The following is a 16,847-nucleotide window of genomic DNA, read 5'->3' on the forward strand; positions in this document are numbered from 1 at the left end:
AGAAATGTCTGAGGAATCGAACGTCCAGTTTTCCGAGCGCGAGGCGCTGCTGTACCATTCGGAAGGACGTCCGGGTAAGATCGAGATCATCGCATCCACGCCGATGGCGACGCAGCGCGACCTCGCGCTGGCCTATTCGCCCGGCGTCGCCGTGCCGGTGCGCGCGATCGCCGAGGATCCGGCGACCGCCTATGACTATACCGCCAAGGGCAATCTGGTCGCCGTGATCTCCAACGGCACCGCGATCCTGGGCCTCGGCAATCTCGGCGCGCTGGCTTCCAAGCCGGTGATGGAAGGCAAGGCCGTGCTCTTCAAGCGCTTCGCCGACGTCGATTCGATCGACATCGAGCTGAAGACCGAGGACGTCGATCGCTTCATCGACGCGGTCGAGCTGATGGAGCCGACCTTTGGCGGCATCAACCTGGAGGACATCAAGTCCCCCGAGTGCTTCGTGATCGAGCAGACCCTGCGCGAGCGCATGAACATTCCCGTGTTCCATGACGACCAGCACGGCACCGCGATCATCGCCGCCGCCGGCCTGATCAACGCGCTCCACCTGACCGGGCGCGACATCAGGACGACCCGCGTTGTGGTGAACGGCGCCGGCGCGGCCGCGATCGCCTGTGCCGAGCTGATCAAGGCGATGGGCCTGCCGCACGACAATCTGCTGATGCTCGATCGTACCGGCGTGATCTACCAGGGCCGCGAAGGCATCAACCAGTGGCAGTCGGCGCATGCCGTCTCCACCGAGCGCCGCACCCTGGCCGATGCGCTGGAAGGCGCCGATGTTTTCCTGGGCCTCTCGGCCGCGGGGGCGCTGCCCGCCGAGCTGCTCAACCACATGGCGCTCAAGCCGATCATCTTCGCGATGGCCAATCCCGATCCCGAGATCACGCCGCCGGAAGCCAAGCGGGCCCGTCCGGATGTGATCATCGCCACCGGACGTTCGGACTATCCGAACCAGGTCAACAACGTGCTCGGCTTCCCGTTCATCTTCCGCGGCGCGCTCGACGTGCGCGCGACGACGATCAACGACGCGATGAAGGTCGCCGCCGCGCAGGCCATCGCCGAGCTCGCCCGCCAGCAGGTGCCCGAGGAAGTCGCCGCGGCCTATGGCACGCAGCACAGCTTCGGCCCCGACTATATCATCCCGGCGCCGTTCGATCCGCGCCTGATGGAACTGGTGCCCGCCGCCGTCGCGCAGGCGGCGATGGACTCGGGCGTGGCAACCAAGCCGATCACCGACATGAACGCCTATCGCCAGACGCTGCGCGCGCGCCTGAACCCGACGACGTCGGTGCTCAGCCTCGCCTATGAGGGCGCCAAGGCCAATCCGAAGCGCGTCATCTTCGCCGAAGCCGAAGAGGAAGTCGTGCTGCGCGCGGCGATCGCCTTCAAGGATGGCGGCTATGGCACGCCTGTGCTGGTCGGCCGCGAGAGCGTGCATGATCGGCTGCGGGTGCTTGGCGTCAATCCCGACGACTTCGAGGTCCACAACAGCGTCAACTCGCCGCTGGTGCCGGAAATGGTCGAGTTCCTCTATGCCCGCTTGCAGCGCCGCGGCTATCTCCGCCGCGACGCGGAGCGGATGGTCAATCGCGACCGCAACATCTTCGGTGGCCTGTTGCTCCAGCTCGGCCATGCCGATGCGATGATCACCGGCGTGACCCGCACCTGGGCCGAATCGATGCGCCAGGTGAAGCGCGTGATCGATCACCGCCCGGGCCAGACGCCGTTCGGCATGCACGTGCTGGTCGGCCAGTCGCACACCGTGTTCATCGCCGACACCACGGTGAACGAGCGGCCCAGTGCCGAGGAACTGGCCGACATCGCGGAGGGCGCTGCGACGGTTGCCCGTCGCATGGGCCATGAGCCGCGTGTCGCCTTCCTCAGTTACTCCAATTTCGGCAATCCCGAAGGCCAGTGGCTCGACAATGTCCGCGGCGCGATCAAGATTCTCGACGGGCGCGCGGTCGAGTTCGAATATGAGGGCGAGATGTCGCCGGACGTCGCGCTCAACGAGCGCCAGCTCGCCAACTATCCCTTCGCGCGGATCTCTGGCCCGGCCAATGTGCTGATCATGCCCGGCCTGCAGTCGGCCAACATCTCGGCCAAGCTGCTTCGCGAGCTGGGTGGCGATTCGACCATCGGCCCGATGCTGATCGGCATGGAGAAGCCGGTGCAGATCGCGCCGATGACTGCCACGGCCAGCGAACTGGTGACGCTGGCGGTGCTGGCTGCGGGCGGGATTGCCCGCTGATATAGCACGATAAAACACCTCTTGCCTGTTACATTTGTAGCATGCTACAAATGTAACAGGTTGAGGGAGGTCGAGTCGTGATCGAATCGCTGCCGCGCCGCGAGCGCGAGGTATTCGAGGCATTGTGCAGCCTGGGTGAGGGCACCGCCGCCGCCGTGCGCGGGGCGATGGCCGATCCGCCCAGTGACTCCGCGGTGCGCACCCTGCTCGGCCGGCTCGAGGCCAAGGGGCTGATCGGCCACAGCGCGCGCAACCAGGCCTATGTCTATGCCCCGGTGCCACAGGCCGATGCGGTGGCGGAGACGGCGCTGCAGCGGCTGGTGCAGACCTTCTTCCAGGGTTCCGCGGCACGCGCCGCCACGGCGCTGCTCGGCATGGAGACCCGGCTGACCCGGGATGAGATCGACGAGCTCCAGCGCGCGATCGACGAAGCACGGGGAGAAGCGAAATGAGCTTCGACCTGCTGATCGAGCTTGGCTGGAAATCCTCGCTGGCCTGTGCCGTTGCATTGTTCGCGAGCCATGCGCTGCGCGGGCGGCCGGCGGCGCAGCGGGTCGCGATGCTGCGTGCCGGGGTTGTGGCGCTGCTGTTGCTGCCGCTGCTGATCCTCACCGTGCCCGCGCTCGAGATCGCGGTGTTGCCCGCGAGCGCGCCGTTGCCGGCACTGCCGGAGGCGGCGGCTGCCGTCGTCTTGCCCGTGGCGACGGCAGCGCCCGCGCCCGAGATCGACTGGATCGCCCTTGCCTACATGATGGGTGGCACGCTCATCCTGCTTCGTCTCGCGCTCGGCCTGTTCACGCTGCACCGTTGGACCCGCCATGCGGTGCCCGTCTCCGATCCCGTGTGGATGGAGGCGATCGCACGGGCCGCCGAACCCTTGAGGCGGCCCGTGCGACTGCTCGTCTCGCCGCGCGTGCCCTCGCCGCTGAGCCTGGGCGTGGCGCCGGCGACGATCCTGATCGGACCCGATACCGAGCGTTCGCCCGACCGCGCCGCCGCGGTGGTTGCTCATGAGATGGCGCATGTCCGCCGCTTTGACTGGCCGGTGATGCTCGCCGCGCGGGTCGCGCTGGCGCTGTTCTGGTTCAATCCGCTCGCCTGGCTGCTAGTTACCGAGCTTGCCCGCCAGACCGAACTGGCGGCGGACGAGGATGCGGTGACGCGGGTGGCGCGGGCCGATTATGCGCAGACGCTGCTGGCGGTGGCCGGCGGCTGCGGCGCGCATTCGGCGTGCGGCATGGCGGTGACACGCAGCGCGCTTGGCCGGCGGATCCGGCTTGTGCTCGACGCGGCGCCGCGCAAGCCGGCGAGCGGGCTGCTCTGCACCGCGCTGATCGGCAGCATCCCGCTGGGCATCGCGCCGCTGGCGGCGATGCAGCTGGTCGAGAAGCCCTACGTGCAGGTGCCCCACATGGGCGGTGACCTGCGGGCGGCATTGGCCAGGCTCGAGACGCAGCCGAACCCGGCGCCGGGCGCGCTCAGGTTCCGGGCGGCGGCACCCGCCACGCAGGAGCGCCGACCGCTGCGTGCGCCGCGCGCTGTCGGGCCGGAGCGGGCTTCGCTCGTCGCGCCGACTGTCGCCAGGCAGGAGCGTGCTCCGCTCGTCACGCCACCTGCCGATGTCCGGGAGCAGGCGCCTCTTGATCGCAAGCCTGCGCCGGCAAAGCCTCCTGTGCCCGGCATGGAGGAGGTTTACCTGAGCGGGGCCAAGGCGCGCAGCATGGTCAAGGCGTCGCTGGAGGCAAGCAAGCCGGAAGCGAGTGCGCCGATCAAGCTGTCCTGGAAAACCGGGCCGGATGTGAAGGCCAAGGTGGCGCAGTTGATGGAGGCGGCGGGCCAGTTGCGCGCGGCGGCAAAGGAATATCGTGAAAAGGCGCAGGACCCCGGCCTCTCGCTCGATATCCGACAGGGGTACCGCAATGCCGCAGAGACGCTGCGGACCGAGGCCTGGAAAATGATGAAGCAGGCGGAGCAGATGAAGGGCGTCCTCTAGCCTCGCGCTGACCCAGCACCACCGAACCAAAGCGCGGCTTTCGCGCCACGGAGCCGGCTTGCCCGGCGCACTGAAGGGAGAATGACGATGCGTTCGATCCTGTTCCTGTCCCTTGTCCTGGCTGGCACCTGCGCGGCGCGGGAGCCCATGCAGCGGCCCGAGCCGTCGGCCCGGCTGGCCTATGCCGACCTTGCCCTCGACACCCCGGCGGGCCGCGACGTGCTGCGTGCCCGGGTGGAGACCGCGGTGCGCGCCTTTTGCCGGGCGCATGGCGATACCGTCACGCCGCAGCTGATCCGCAACGAGACGGGCTATTGCCTCGACACGCTGCGCCAGTCGATGGCCGACGCCATGCCCGAGCCGGTGCGTCGCGCCTATTATCGGCGTTAGGCCTCTCCAACATCGCTCGGGCGGCGACTCGCGAAAGTACACGAAGTACAGGCCAAGCGCGGGGTTTGGGGCGCCTCAAATTGATGCAATTCCCGCCAACGCCGCGCATCTCGCAACAATCTTGCGAGCGCGCGATCCTATTTTCCCAACGGCATCAAGGAGCGGCCGGCGATGGCGCCGGCTGCTCCAGCCCAGCAGGCCAGATCCTACATTGCAAGCGGCGTCAGCCGTCGATGCTAATCCCCAGCGAAGCGTTGACCAGTCCGCCATCGACCGTGATCGTGTCGCCCACGACATAGTCGCCGGCGCGGCTGGCCAGGAAGATCGCGGCGCCGGCCATGTCCTCGTCATAGCCGATGCGCCTGGCCGGGATCGCCTTGGCGACTTCGCCGCCATGGTCGCGCGCCGCCTTGTTCATGTCGCTTGCAAAGGCGCCGGGGGCGATCGAGGTGACGTTGATATGGTCGCGGATCAGCCGGGCGGCCATGCGCTTGGTCAGGTAGATCAGCGCCGACTTGGAGGCGTGATAGCTGTAGGTCTCCCAGGGATTGAGCCGCTGGCCGTCGATCGAGGTGATGTTGATCACCTTGGCCGGGCGCTCCGCCGAGCCGCCGGCCTTGAGCAGGTCGAACAGGGCCTGGGTGAGGAAGAAGGGGGACTTCACATTGAGGTCCATCACCTTGTCCCAGCCCTTTTCCGGGAAGGTGTCGAAGGGCTCGCCCCAGGCGGCGCCGGCATTGTTGACCAGGATGTCGAGCCGCTCCTCGCGCTCGGCAAGCGCAGCGGCGAGGGCCTTGCAGCCTTCCACGGTCGACACGTCCATCGGCAGGGCGATGCAGTTCGGGCCGAGCGCGGCGGCGGTTTCCTCACAGGCCTCGGCCTTGCGCGACGAGACATAGACCTTGGCGCCCTGGGCGACATAGCCCTCGGCGATCATCCGGCCGATGCCTCGCGAGCCGCCGGTGACGAGTGCGATCCGGCCGTCGAGGCGGAAGAGCGTGCTTGTGTCCATTCTGTCCTCTCCAAATTCGTCATCCCGGCGAAAGCCGGGATCCTGTGCGGCTCTTTCGCCGCGCTTCCGCCTGAGATCCCGGCGTTCGCCGGGATGACGGCTATTCTCTTCTACCCGCCCCGCTTCAGCGTCTCGCGGGCAATGATCAGCTGCTGGATCTGGCTGGTGCCCTCATAGATCCGGAACAGGCGGACATCGCGGTACAGCCGTTCGATGCCATAGTCTGCGATGTAACCGGCGCCGCCGAAGATCTGCACGGCGCGGTCGGCCACCCGGCCGACCATCTCGCTGGCGAAATATTTGGCGGCGGCGGCTTCCATCGTGGTGTTCTGGCCGGCGTCCTTGGCGGCGGCGGTCTCCAGCACCAGCGCCTTGGCGGCCAGGGCCTCGGTCTTGGAATCCGCGAGCATCGCCTGGATCAGCTGGTGCTCGGCGATCGGCTTGCCGAACTGCTTGCGCTCGCTCGCATAGGCCACGCAGTCGGCAATCAGCCGCTCCGCCACGCCGACGCACACCGCCGAGATATGGAGCCGGCCGCGGTCCAGCACCTGCATGGCGATCCTGAAGCCCTCGCCCTCGGCGCCGAGCCGGTTGGCGGCGGGGACGGGGGTGTCGTCGAACACGACATCGGCCACCCTTGCGCCCTTCTGGCCCATCTTCTTCTCGGGCTCGCCGATGCTCACCCCGGGCAGGTCGCGCGGCACCAGGAAAGCGGAGACGCCGCGGCCCCCCGGCTCGTCGCCGGTGCGGGCCATGACGGTGAAGAGCTCGGCCTTGTCGGCATTGGTGATGAAGCGCTTGGTGCCGGTGAGGCGGTAGACATCGCCATCCTTAACCGCCCGGGTCTTCACCGCGCCGCTGTCCGATCCGACATCGGGCTCGGTCAGGGCGAAGCTGGTGACGATCTCGCCGCTGGCGATCCTGGGCAGCCACTGCGCTTTCTGTTCCGGGGTGCCGGCCATGACGAGGCCCTGCGAGCCGATGCCGACATTGGTGCCGAAGCTCGAGCGGAACGCCGGGGTGGTGCGGCCGAGCTCGATGGCAACCCTGCACTCCTCGAGCATCGTCAGGCCCAGGCCGCCATAGTCCTCCGAGATCGACAGGCCGAACAGGCCGAGGGCCTTCATCTCGTCGATGACCTCCGCCGGGATGGCGTCGGCGGCCTCGACCTCGCCCTCCAGCGGGCGGAGGCGCTCGCTGACGAAGCGGCGGATAGTGTCGATCAGCGTATCGAAGACTTCGGGGTCGAGCGCCATTGCTTCACGTTCCTCAGGTTCGAAGCGGGACGCTATACCGCCAGCACAGGCTTGGGCAAGCCATACCCGATGTTCCAATCTGTTCCGGTTGACCCTCCGGGTGCGGCACCTATGCTGCGCGGCAAACGGGTCGAGAGGGAACGCAAGGGCATGGACACCAACCAGGCGGCAGTGCCCCCGACACGGCGAATCCGCACCCCCATCATGCTCGCCTATGGCTTCGGCACGGTGGCTTACGGCGTGAAGGATTTCTGCTTCTCGACCTTCCTGCTGTTCTTCTTCAACCAGGTGCTCGGCCTGCCGGCGACCGAGGTGGGCTTCGCGATCATGTGCGCGCTGCTGCTCGATGCGGTGGCCGATCCGGCGATCGGTTTCCTGTCGGACCGGACGCGGAGCCGCTGGGGGCGGCGCCATCCCTGGATGTATGCCTCCGCCATCCCGATCGCGGTGGGCTGGATCCTGCTGTGGAACCCGCCCTCGCTCTCGCATGGCAACATGCTGCTCTGGGTATTCGCCATGTCGGTGCTCGTCCGCACCGCGGTCTCGGCGTACGAAGTGCCGAGCCAGGCGCTGACCCCGGAACTTTCCGCCGATTACGAGGAGCGGACCCGGATCATGTCCTATCGCTTCCTGTTCGGCTGGGCCGGCGGGCTGGTGATGATGATCCTTGCCTATTCCTGGCTGCTCGGGCCCTCCCCGGGCCATCCCAACGGCCAGCTTGTCCGGGAGAACTACCCGGCCTTCTCGCTGGTGAGTGCCGGGCTGATGGTGTTCGCGATCCTGGTTTCGGCCTGGGGCACGCACGGCGAGATCAAGCGGCTGCCCCGTGCCGAGGGCACGCGCCAGTCGCTCGGTGCGCATTTCGGCGAGCTGGGCCGGACGGTGCGGAACCGCGCCTTCCTGATCCTGATGGCGGCGGGGCTCTGCTATTATTGCGCGCAGGGCGTCAGCTTCGCGCTGTCGAGCTATATCTACGCCCATGTCTGGCGCTTCCAGAACCAGGACTTCACGATCATCGCCTTCTCGCTGCTGGTCGGTGCCTATTTCGCCTTTCTCGTCGCGCCCCGGGTCTCGCGCCGGCTGGGCAAGCCCAGGGCGGCGATGTGGCTGATGGCGGCGGCCGCCTTCTGGGTGGCGCTGCCCTATGTCCTGCGCCTCGCTGGACTGTTTCCCGAGCCCGGCACGACGTGGATGCTGCCTTCGCTGTTCGTCATCTACGTCCTCAATGTGACGTGCAGCATCTCGGCGACGATCCTGGGTTCCTCGATGATGGCCGATGTCGTCGAGCACTCCGAGATCGAGACCGGGCGGCGCAACGAGGGCGTGTTCTTCGCCGGCGCCTTTTTCGTGCAGAAATGCTGCAGCGGCCTGGGCATCTGGGCGACCGGCATGCTGCTCGACCTGGTCGACTTCCCGGCGGTGGCCAAGGTGGGGCAGGTCGCCCCGGCGGCAGTGGATCGGCTGACCATCCTCTTCTCCGTCCTCTACGCCGTGCTCGCCCTGGCGGCGGCGGGCCTCTATCGCTTCTTCCCCTTCGGCAAGGCCGAGCATGAGGCCCGGGTGGCCGTGCTTGCCGGCCGAAGCGCGGAAATGTCCGCCGAGGGCTGACCCCCCGGCGGACATCCTTTCCTCCCCAGGAAAGTCGTTCCTCATCCCCTTCCGCCATCCCCGACCAAGCAGGGATGGCGCGGGGGAAGAGGGAAAGTCGGCGTCCTCAGGCCACGCGGCCCAGGCGGTGATAGAGGTTGGCGTATTTCACGCTCTCGGGAGCGTCCTTCACCTTCTCGAGATGGGTCGCCACCGCGTCGCGGATGAGGCGGAAATCCTCGGTCGAGAAGACGGCGCGGCTGCGCTGGGGTTCGGTCATGGCAATCACTCCTTTCTCAGGTTTCAGGCGGCTTCGGTGGTGACGAACTGGGCGGCTTCGGTGCTCTCGGCCAGCGCCGTGGTGCTGCTCGATCCGCCCGCCAGCGTGGTGGCGATCGCATCGAAATAGCCGGTGCCGACTTCGCGCTGGTGGCGGGTCGCGGTGTAGCCGTTTGCCTCGGCGGCGAACTCGGCCTGCTGCAGCTCCGAATAGGCCGCCATGCCGCGATCCTTGTAGCCCCGGGCCAGCTCGAACATGCCGTAGTTGAGCTGGTGGAAGCCCGCCAGGGTGACGAACTGGAACTTGTAGCCCATCGCGCCGATCTCGCGCTGGAAGCGGGCGATGTCGTCCTTGTCGAGATTCTTCTCCCAGTTGAAGCTGGGCGAGCAATTGTACGCCAGCATCTTGTTGGGGAACTCCTTCTTGATCGCCTCGGCGAAGCGGCGGGCATCGTCCAGGTTCGGCTTCGAGGTTTCCCACCACAGCAGGTCGGCATGCTCGGCAAACGCCAGGCCGCGCTTGATGCAGTGATCGACGCCGGTGCCTTCCCTGAGGCGGAAGAACCCTTCCGGGGTCCGCTCGCCGGTGAGGAACTCGCGGTCGCGCTCGTCGACATCCGAAGTGATCAGGCGCGCGCTCTCGGCATCGGTGCGGGCGCAGATCACCGTCGGCACGCCGGCGACGTCCGCCGCAAGCCGCGCCGCATCGAGGTTGCGGATATGCGCCTGGGTGGGGATCAGCACCTTGCCGCCGAGATGGCCGCACTTCTTCTCCGAGGCGAGCTGGTCCTCGTAATGCACGCCCGCGGCGCCGGCGGCGATATAGGCCTTCATGATCTCGAAGCAGTTGAGCGGCCCGCCGAAGCCGGCTTCGGCATCGGCGACGATCGGCATGAACCAGTCGCGCTTGGCGCCGCCTTCCATATGCTCGATCTGGTCGGCGCGCTGGAGCGTGGCGTTGATCCGCTTTGCCAGCTCCGGGCCGGCATTGGCGGGATAGAGCGACTGGTCGGGGTACATCTGGCCGGCGGTGTTGGCATCGGCCGCGACCTGCCAGCCCGACAGGTAGATCGCCTTGAGCCCGGCGCGGACCATCTGCATCGCCTGGTTGCCGCTGAGCGCGCCCAGGGCGTTGATGTAATCCTCGGTCTGGAGCAGCTCCCACAGCTTCAATGCGCCGCGGCGGGCGAGCGTGTGCTCGATGGGGAGCGAGCCGCGCAGCCGCTCGACATCCTCCGGCGTGTACGGACGCACGATGCCGTCGAACCGGCCGGTGGGGGCGGGGATCAGGTCTTCGAAGCGCGTCGGCATTGTGTGTTCCTTGACTAGGTTGCCCAGTCTGTATGGATATTTCTTGAGTCCCTTTGCAGTCGATGTGTGCATTCGTGAGGGTCTGGGTGTTGAGGCGGCTTTCCTTTGTCTTGAAAGGTTGTAAATTATTTACAATTTGGATCGACTCGTTCGGAGTGAACGTATCGGGAACATTTGGTGTAGGACAGCATCTATTCTCCTCCCTGGAAGGGAGCGGCAGGGACGGTTGGGGGCCTGGCGATACGGATGAGTCTGGTGTGACTGCACCCTATCGCGAGCATTCCACCCACCCCCGCCCCCTCCCTTCCAGGGAGGATAGTTTTTGAAGGCGGAATTGGATGGCCGAACAGAAGCTCTTCGCGGGACATGCCGTGCGCCGGCTGCGGCGGCAGCTGCTGCTGACCCAGGCGGCGATGGCCGAGGCGCTGGGGGTGTCGGCCAGCTACCTCAACCTGGTCGAGCGCAACCAGCGGCCGGTTTCCGCCGCGCTGATGCTGCGGCTGGCCGAAGTGTACGACTTCGATCCGCGCAAGCTGGCGGCGGCCGAGCCGGGCGGGGGGATGGAGGCGCTGCGGCGGCGGCTGGCGGATCCGCTGTTCGCCGATCTCGAGATCGACCGGCAGCAGATGGAGGAATGGCTGGCGGGCGCGCCGGGCGGGGCGGAGGCGTTCGCGCGCGCCTATGACCGGCTGGGCGGCGGCGGGCCGGCGGCGGATGCGGGGGCGGGCGATCCCGGGCGGCAGGTGCGCCGCGAGGTCGAGCGCTGGCGCAACCATTTCGCCGATCTCGACGCCGTGGCCGAGGCGCTGGCCGACGAGCTGCGCCAGACCGCCGGCGATCCCTATGGCGCGATGGCCGAGCGGCTGCGGGTGCGGCACCAGCTCTCCGTGCGCATCCTGCCGGCGGACGTGATGCCGGGGCTGCTCAAGCGGCTCGATCTGCATGCGCGGCAGGTGCAGCTCTCCGAGCTGCTCGACGTGCCGGGGCGGACCTTCGCGCTGGCCGAGCGGCTTTCGCAGGAAGCGCGGGGCGAGATCGAGGCGCTGGTGCGCGGTGCCGGGCTCGATCGCGCGGGCGAGCGGCTCTACACGCGGCATCTGGTCGGCTATTTCGCGGCGGCACTGGTGATGCCCTATGGCCGGTTCCTGCGGGCGTGCGAGCAGAGCGGCTATGATATGGAAGTGCTGCAGCGACGCTTCGGGGCGAGCTTCGAGCAGGTGGCGCACCGGCTGACCACCTTGCAGCGGGTGGGCGCGCGCGGCCTGCCCTTCTTCCTGATGCGGATCGACCGGGCAGGGCAGGTCTCCAAGCGCTTCGCCGGGGCGAGCGGATCGGCGCTGGTGGAAGGTCCCGGCCTGTGCCCGCTATGGAACCTCACCGAAGCGTTCGGCCGGGCGGACGAGACGCTGCGCCAGCTGGTCGAGACCGAGGACGGTGCGCGCTGGTTCACGCTGGCCCAGGCGCGGACCCCGCAGGGGGCGCGCGGGGTGAAGGCGCGCTTCTCGATCGGCATCGGGCTGGCGGCGGCTGAGGCGCGGGTGCTGTCCGCGGCGCGGGGCGTCGACCTGGCGGGCGAGGCGGTGCCGGTGGGGCTGGGCTGCCGGGCCTGTACCCGGCCGGATTGTGCGCAGCGCAGCGCGGTACCGGCGGGGCGCGCGGCGCTGGCGAGCGAGCGGGAGAGCGGGGTTACGCCGTTCGGCTTTGCGGGGGATTAGGCGCGCAGAGGCATGGCAGGCATCCCCCTTGTGGAGGCCTGCTTCATCGGTAGAATTCCAACATGCCCGGCCTGCTGATGATCTATCTGCTTTTCTTCTTCGCGGCGCTGATCGGGGTGCTGCCTGTCTTCGCGATCGCCTATCTGCTGCGCAACCAGCGGTTCAATGCATGGGTCTGGGCGTGGCTGGGCACCGGCGTCGGCGTCGTCCTGATCCTGCAGGTGACGGGTGTCATCTGGACGGTGCTCAGCTGGCAGTAGCTTCCGTCACTGGTGAGCGGGCGCTGACGAACGGGCGCGAGAGTTCGGGTTTGCGGGGGACCAGGGCCAGACGTTCCGTGCGATCAAAGACTGGAAGCCGGGAATGGCCCATGGCAGGATCGAGCGATGTGGTGGTGGAAGCTCAATCGGCAGCAGAAGCTGCGAAGGGTGGCGGTGTCGCTGTGGACCACGCCTATCGTCATGCTCTTCCCGCTCTGGCTTGGATATATTTTCTACCCCTCCCTGATCCTGGAAGCGCCGGAGGTGTTTTTCCTGTTTTTCGTCATACCCTTTGGCGCGGCTGCGTTTCTCTATTGGCTCGCTGCGCGCACGCCTGCCGGCTAGTTCTCGCTCATCGCCATTCCCAGCTGCGTAGGGAGAGCGGTATGTTTCAGATCGCGCTTTTCCGGCGAGCGAGCGCCCTTGAGGTCTGCGTGGGATTAGCACCGGAAGCGCGGCAATCGCGCTAACGCCGGTGCGGGCGACCGGATAGGAAGGGCGCGCAATTCCAGGGGGACGGGCGATGTCGATGAGCATGATCACGATCAATTTCCAGAACGCGATGCTGACGACGACGACGTCGCAGATCCTTGTGCAGAACGGCAATTTCGCGCTCGACACGACGAGCGCCCTGTCGATGTCCGGCACGCTCTCGTTCTCGTCGCTCTACATCACCTCGGGTGCGATCAACTTCAATGTCGAGAGCGGGACCAGCTTTGCCGCGAACATTATGGTGCCGCTGAATGCTCCCGGTGGCGCGCCGGTGCTCGAGATCACCAATTTCGCCGGCACCGTGATCGTGACCTGGCCGACGGCGATGGGTCTGCAGACGCAGACATTGATGTCGGGCGATCCGATCACGCTCAACGGTTTTGTGAACTAGCGCGCGCGATCGGCTTTGCTGTTCCCCGGCGAAGGCCGGGGCCCGGGGTAACCGAGCGAGACGGCAGAGAAACCCTGGGCCCCGGCTTTCGCCGGGGAGCAGTTTGGGGTGTTTGGGTTACGCCGCCTGTTCGGCCAGCAGTTCCGCCAGCTGGGCGAACTGTTCGGGCAGGCCTTCGCTGCCGCCGATATTGGCGTCGAGCGCTTCCTTGGAGGGGTGGCGTTCGTGGAAGGTGAGCAGGGTCTTGCCGTCCCGCTCCTCGAAGGTGACGGTGGAGATCGGGCCGTCCTCGCTCTCCTCGTTGGTCCAGACGATGCGCTGGTTGGGGACCACTTCGACGTACTTGCCGAAGAATGCCCAGACCTGGCCGCCCTCGCCGTCGAACTCGATGCGATAGCCGCCGCCGACGCGGACATCGAGCTCGCGGACATGCATCGGCGCGCCGAGCGAGGCGGGTACCCACCAGCGCTGGAACAGCTCGGGCGTGGTCCAGGCGCGCCAGACGAGGTGCGGCGGGGCGTCGAACAGGCGGGTGGCCTCGACTTCGGTGTCCGAGGTGCGCGTCACCTTGGTGGCGCCGAGTTCAGTGGCGTTCAGGCTCATCCAAATTCTCCTGGGCTTTGAGTTCCGCGATGACCTGGTCGAGCGCATCGAAGCGCGCGTTCCAGAGCTGGTGATAGCCGGCGATCCAGGCCGCCTCGTCGGCGAGGCCCTGCGCGCCGAGCCGGCAGGTGCGCACCCGGCCGATCTTCTCGGTGACGACCAGCCCGGCGCGCTCGAGGACGTGGATATGCTTCTTCATGCCGGTGAGGGTCATGTGGAAGCGTTCGGCAAGATCGGTGATCGACGCTTCCGCGCGTGCGAGTTGCTCGAGCACGCCGCGGCGCGTGGCGTCCGACAAAGCGGCGAAGGAAGCGTCGAGGCGGGCGGCGGCTGAAAACTGAACCATGTGGTTCAGTGTTAGCCTATCGCGGATTTGCATGCAAGCGCAGGGAACCGTGTGCGGCCGCTGCCGGTTGCCCCTGCCGAGAGAGGAGCATCCCCATGGAACCATGCAGCTGCATCGCGGGCGGTTGATCGATCATATCCAGCTGGTCGTGCGCGACCTGGGCGCCAGCCGGCGTTTCTACGGGAAGGTGTTCGAGGTGATCGGCGTGCCGATCGCGGGCGAGGGCGAGGATTATTTCTGGGCGGACGAGCTGTTCATCTCGATCGCCGACAGCGAAGCGGCGGCGGGCAAGCTCACCGGCAGGCACCATATCGCCTTCCAGGCCAGGGACCGGGCGATGGTCGACCGCTTCCATGCCGAGGGGCTGGCGGCGGGCGGCACCGACAATGGCGCGCCGGGCGAGCGGCCCTATCATCCCGGCTATTACGGCGCTTTCCTGATCGATCCCGACGGCAACAATATCGAGGCGGTGTTTCACGGCCCGGCCGAGGTTTCGGCGGAGAGCGTGGTGGTTACGTTCGAGGCGTAATCTCAGGCCGGCTCGGCGGACGAGGCCGCGGGTTTCCTGCGCGAACGCCGGCGGCGGGGCTTCCCGCTGATGAAATCGTTGATCCACCAGGCGACGAGGACCATGCTGATGACGATCTGCGCCGAGTACAGGGCGCGCACTATGCTGTGATTGGGCGCGATGTCCCCGAAGTTCGCGGTGGTCGCCCCGCCCAGGCTGAAATAGAGAAAGTCGAGATAGCCGAGCTTCGCCTTCGCTGCGGTGACATAGGCAGCGAACGCATCGTACAGCCTGCCGTTGAGATCGTAGATCGAGAGCTGGTGGTCCGACAGGCGCTTCTCGAGCGCGGCGGTCTCCCTGAGCCGGGCCAGATAGGCCTGCTGCGCGGGCTGGCGCTGGAACGCGTTCAGGTTCTTGAGGATGTGGTCGCTGGCATCGATGTCCGCCTGGATCGCCTTGACCCTGAGCTCCGCCGCCTTGATTGCCAGGTCCGCATGCCTGATGGCATCGGGGCCCGCCGGAAGCTCCTCGTTGGTCCTGGCGTGATGGGCGTCGAGAATGTCCTGCTGCTGCCTGGCGATCGCGGCGAGCTGGCTGTCGAACGGCGCGGTCCTGGACTTGCGATAGGCCTCGGCCTGGCGCCACATGCTGGCCTGGAACGGCACATTGTCCTGCTGCTCCGCCTTGCGCCGCGCGTCGAGCGCCCGGCGTTCGCCGTCGATCACGGCGGTGCGCGCCTGGAGATCGCGATAGGCGCCGCGGATCCGGGCGACGGCGGCATCGACATCGGGATCGGTGAATTGCGGCAGCGGGCGGCCCGAGGTGACGCTGTAGGAACGCGCGGCGGCATAGAGATCGAGCGGCAAGTCGTTGAGCTTGCTCTCGACGCGGAAATAGTCGGGCCGCCACTCCCAGATCTGCTGATAGACGAACGCCATCCCGACGACCTGCACGGCCAGGGCGATCGATTTACAGTGTCGGCCAATCCGGCCGGACCAGGTGCGCTTCATGTTTCCCCCGATGCCGCGGACCATAGGGGGCGGGCGCCGGGGGAGGCAATGGCGCCTGGCCGGCCTCAGCCCCTCTCCCGCATTTCCTTGAGCCAGCGGGCGCGGAGCTGGGCGGCGCTGCCGGGGATCGATGCGTCGAGGAACTCCGCCGCCAGGATCCGGTCGAGCCGGAAGGTGCGGAAATCGGCGCGCAGCTCGCACCAGGCGAGGACCATGCGGGTGGCGTCGGCATAGCCGATCATCAGCGGCCAGACCGTGCGGCTGGTCGCCCGGCCCTGCTCGTCGGCATAGTCCAGGCGCAGCTTGCGGCCGGCGCGGATCCAGGCGCGCAGCTGGGTGGCGTCGATGCCGTCGACCGGGCGATCGAAGGCGGGCACCGCGCGAGCGGCGGGATTGCCGAGGAACGGGCGCATCTCCTCGGGCAGCACCGCGGCGATCTTGGCGAGCAGGTCGCTGGCGGCGCGGGCGAGGCTCTCATCGGCATGGCCGGCGACCCAGGTGGCGCCGAGCGCGACCGCGTCGATCTCGTCGGCGGTGAGCATCAGCGGCGGCAGGTCGAAGCCGCTTTCGAGGACATAGCCGACACCCGCCTCGCCGCGGATCGGCACGCGCTGGCCGATCAGCGCGGCGATGTCGCGATAGACCGAGCGCTTCGACGTCTCGAGCTCGGCGGCGATCGCGTCGGCGGTCACCGGGCGCGGGGAGCGCCGAAGGATCTGGACGATCTGGAAGAGGCGATCCGCTTTCCGCATTTGCTTGTTCCTTGGCGGCGCCAGCCCGCTCCCCCACCCAGTGTTAGGTGAACAGCGCCCCGCGCTGTTCAGGTCATGCCGGGGGCATGACCGACCTAACACTCCCATAGAATACTGCCGTTGGGAGGCCGGGTGGGGGAGCGGGCCGGCACCGCAAATCTACTGCCACGCTGCTGACACCATGCTGGCAGCAGCGTGGCAGTAGGTCGAGTCCCGACACAGACAAACGGGAGTTCGGGACATGACGACGAAGACCTATCAGGGCAGCTGCCATTGCCGCGCGGTGACGTTCGAGGCGGATATCGACCTCGCGGCGGGCACCGGGAAGTGCAATTGCAGCTATTGCCGCAAGCGCCGCAACTGGGGCGTGGTGCTCAAGCCCGACCAGTTCCGGCTGCTCTCCGGCCGCGATGCGCTGGGCGAATATCAGTTCGGCACGAAGAGCGGGCATCACCGCTTCTGCGTCTATTGCGGGATCGCGCCGTTCGGCGACGGGCATGTCGAGGCGATCGGCGGCGATTTCGTCTCGGTGCAGGTCCTGTGCCTCGACGATGTGCCGCTGGCAGAGCTGGAGGCGGCGCCGGTCCGCTATGCCGACGGTCTGCACGACGCCTGGTGGCAGGAGGCCGAGGAGAAGGCGATCCTGTAGGAAGAGGCCGGCGGACGCGCCGGAGTTCTTCGC

Annotated in this window: 19 protein-coding genes; 11 read left to right on the top strand and 8 right to left on the bottom strand. The window is 67.4% G+C overall.

Annotation, left to right across the window (positions count from 1 at the left end; all coding sequences use genetic code 11):
* The first annotated feature begins 4 nt into the window (after nucleotides 1-4).
* From AC1RJ5_RS16930 to AC1RJ5_RS16945, 4 genes are all read left to right on the top strand, one after another.
* Nucleotides 5-2,260, top strand: a complete 2,256-nt coding sequence (locus AC1RJ5_RS16930; protein ID WP_184164537.1) for an NADP-dependent malic enzyme — start codon at nucleotides 5-7, stop codon at nucleotides 2,258-2,260.
* A gap of 77 nt (nucleotides 2,261-2,337) precedes the next feature.
* On the top strand, nucleotides 2,338-2,712 hold the full coding sequence (locus AC1RJ5_RS16935; RefSeq protein WP_493114516.1) for a BlaI/MecI/CopY family transcriptional regulator: 375 nt from the start codon (nucleotides 2,338-2,340) through the stop codon (nucleotides 2,710-2,712).
* A complete protein-coding gene (locus tag AC1RJ5_RS16940) occupies nucleotides 2,709-4,253 on the top strand; it encodes a M56 family metallopeptidase (protein WP_493114518.1) in 1,545 nt (514 codons plus the stop codon). Before AC1RJ5_RS16935 ends, AC1RJ5_RS16940 begins: the two co-directional genes overlap by 4 nt.
* A gap of 87 nt (nucleotides 4,254-4,340) precedes the next feature.
* The gene (locus AC1RJ5_RS16945; protein ID WP_342250720.1) at nucleotides 4,341-4,643 is read left to right on the top strand and encodes a UrcA family protein; all 303 of its coding nucleotides are present in this window, start codon (nucleotides 4,341-4,343) and stop codon (nucleotides 4,641-4,643) included.
* Between the two features lie 223 nt (nucleotides 4,644-4,866).
* Here the strand turns inward: AC1RJ5_RS16945 and AC1RJ5_RS16950 are convergent, their stop codons facing one another.
* Nucleotides 4,867-5,655, bottom strand: a complete 789-nt coding sequence (locus AC1RJ5_RS16950; RefSeq protein WP_269572939.1) for an SDR family oxidoreductase — start codon at nucleotides 5,653-5,655, stop codon at nucleotides 4,867-4,869.
* Nucleotides 5,656-5,765: 110 nt separating this feature from the next.
* Entirely contained in the window at nucleotides 5,766-6,911 is a 1,146-nt protein-coding gene (locus AC1RJ5_RS16955; RefSeq protein WP_269572938.1) for an acyl-CoA dehydrogenase family protein, read from the bottom strand.
* A gap of 150 nt (nucleotides 6,912-7,061) precedes the next feature.
* On the opposite strand from AC1RJ5_RS16955, the gene AC1RJ5_RS16960 reads away from it, so the two are divergent.
* Entirely contained in the window at nucleotides 7,062-8,519 is a 1,458-nt protein-coding gene (locus tag AC1RJ5_RS16960; protein ID WP_342250722.1) for an MFS transporter, read from the top strand.
* 106 nt (nucleotides 8,520-8,625) lie between these two features.
* Here AC1RJ5_RS16960 and AC1RJ5_RS16965 read toward each other — a convergent pair whose 3' ends face one another.
* Together AC1RJ5_RS16965 and aceA are read right to left on the bottom strand one after the other, a co-directional pair.
* On the bottom strand, nucleotides 8,626-8,778 hold the full coding sequence (locus AC1RJ5_RS16965; protein ID WP_180147184.1) for a hypothetical protein: 153 nt from the start codon (nucleotides 8,776-8,778) through the stop codon (nucleotides 8,626-8,628).
* A 23-nt stretch (nucleotides 8,779-8,801) separates the two neighbouring features.
* Nucleotides 8,802-10,088, bottom strand: a complete 1,287-nt coding sequence (gene aceA / locus AC1RJ5_RS16970; RefSeq protein ID WP_342250723.1) for an isocitrate lyase — start codon at nucleotides 10,086-10,088, stop codon at nucleotides 8,802-8,804.
* A gap of 338 nt (nucleotides 10,089-10,426) precedes the next feature.
* Here aceA and AC1RJ5_RS16975 point away from each other — a divergent pair, with 338 nt between their 5' ends.
* The 4 genes from AC1RJ5_RS16975 (at nucleotide 10,427) to AC1RJ5_RS16990 (ending at nucleotide 12,946) form a co-directional block, all read left to right on the top strand.
* Nucleotides 10,427-11,803: a helix-turn-helix domain-containing protein gene (locus AC1RJ5_RS16975; RefSeq protein WP_493114522.1), complete on the top strand. Its 1,377-nt coding sequence runs from the start codon at nucleotides 10,427-10,429 to the stop codon at nucleotides 11,801-11,803.
* A gap of 62 nt (nucleotides 11,804-11,865) precedes the next feature.
* Nucleotides 11,866-12,063 carry a hypothetical protein gene (locus tag AC1RJ5_RS16980; protein WP_269572934.1) on the top strand — a complete coding sequence of 66 codons (198 nt, stop codon included), beginning with the start codon at nucleotides 11,866-11,868 and terminating at the stop codon, nucleotides 12,061-12,063.
* A gap of 126 nt (nucleotides 12,064-12,189) precedes the next feature.
* Nucleotides 12,190-12,408: a hypothetical protein gene (locus AC1RJ5_RS16985; protein WP_269572933.1), complete on the top strand. Its 219-nt coding sequence runs from the start codon at nucleotides 12,190-12,192 to the stop codon at nucleotides 12,406-12,408.
* Nucleotides 12,409-12,586: 178 nt separating this feature from the next.
* The gene (locus tag AC1RJ5_RS16990) at nucleotides 12,587-12,946 is read left to right on the top strand and encodes a hypothetical protein (protein WP_493114524.1); all 360 of its coding nucleotides are present in this window, start codon (nucleotides 12,587-12,589) and stop codon (nucleotides 12,944-12,946) included.
* 117 nt (nucleotides 12,947-13,063) lie between these two features.
* On the opposite strand, the gene AC1RJ5_RS16995 is transcribed toward AC1RJ5_RS16990, so the two are convergent.
* Both AC1RJ5_RS16995 and AC1RJ5_RS17000 read right to left on the bottom strand, forming a co-directional pair.
* Nucleotides 13,064-13,549, bottom strand: coding sequence for an SRPBCC family protein (locus tag AC1RJ5_RS16995; protein ID WP_269572931.1), 486 nt, complete (start codon nucleotides 13,547-13,549; stop codon nucleotides 13,064-13,066).
* Nucleotides 13,530-13,895, bottom strand: a complete 366-nt coding sequence (locus AC1RJ5_RS17000) for an ArsR/SmtB family transcription factor (protein ID WP_493114526.1) — start codon at nucleotides 13,893-13,895, stop codon at nucleotides 13,530-13,532. Before AC1RJ5_RS17000 ends, AC1RJ5_RS16995 begins: the two co-directional genes overlap by 20 nt.
* A gap of 103 nt (nucleotides 13,896-13,998) precedes the next feature.
* Between AC1RJ5_RS17000 and AC1RJ5_RS17005 the strand changes: the two genes are divergently transcribed.
* The gene (locus tag AC1RJ5_RS17005) at nucleotides 13,999-14,424 is read left to right on the top strand and encodes a VOC family protein (protein ID WP_493114528.1); all 426 of its coding nucleotides are present in this window, start codon (nucleotides 13,999-14,001) and stop codon (nucleotides 14,422-14,424) included.
* Nucleotides 14,425-14,426: 2 nt separating this feature from the next.
* Here AC1RJ5_RS17005 and AC1RJ5_RS17010 read toward each other — a convergent pair whose 3' ends face one another.
* Together AC1RJ5_RS17010 and AC1RJ5_RS17015 are read right to left on the bottom strand one after the other, a co-directional pair.
* Nucleotides 14,427-15,413, bottom strand: coding sequence for a potassium channel family protein (locus tag AC1RJ5_RS17010; protein WP_493114529.1), 987 nt, complete (start codon nucleotides 15,411-15,413; stop codon nucleotides 14,427-14,429).
* 65 nt (nucleotides 15,414-15,478) lie between these two features.
* Nucleotides 15,479-16,165: a helix-turn-helix transcriptional regulator gene (locus tag AC1RJ5_RS17015; protein WP_493114530.1), complete on the bottom strand. Its 687-nt coding sequence runs from the start codon at nucleotides 16,163-16,165 to the stop codon at nucleotides 15,479-15,481.
* 241 nt (nucleotides 16,166-16,406) lie between these two features.
* Between AC1RJ5_RS17015 and AC1RJ5_RS17020 the strand changes: the two genes are divergently transcribed.
* A complete protein-coding gene (locus tag AC1RJ5_RS17020; protein WP_269572927.1) occupies nucleotides 16,407-16,814 on the top strand; it encodes a GFA family protein in 408 nt (135 codons plus the stop codon).
* The last annotated feature ends 33 nt before the right edge of the window (nucleotides 16,815-16,847 follow it).

The organism is Sphingomonas sp. GW822-FHT03G08 (genome assembly GCF_058801135.1).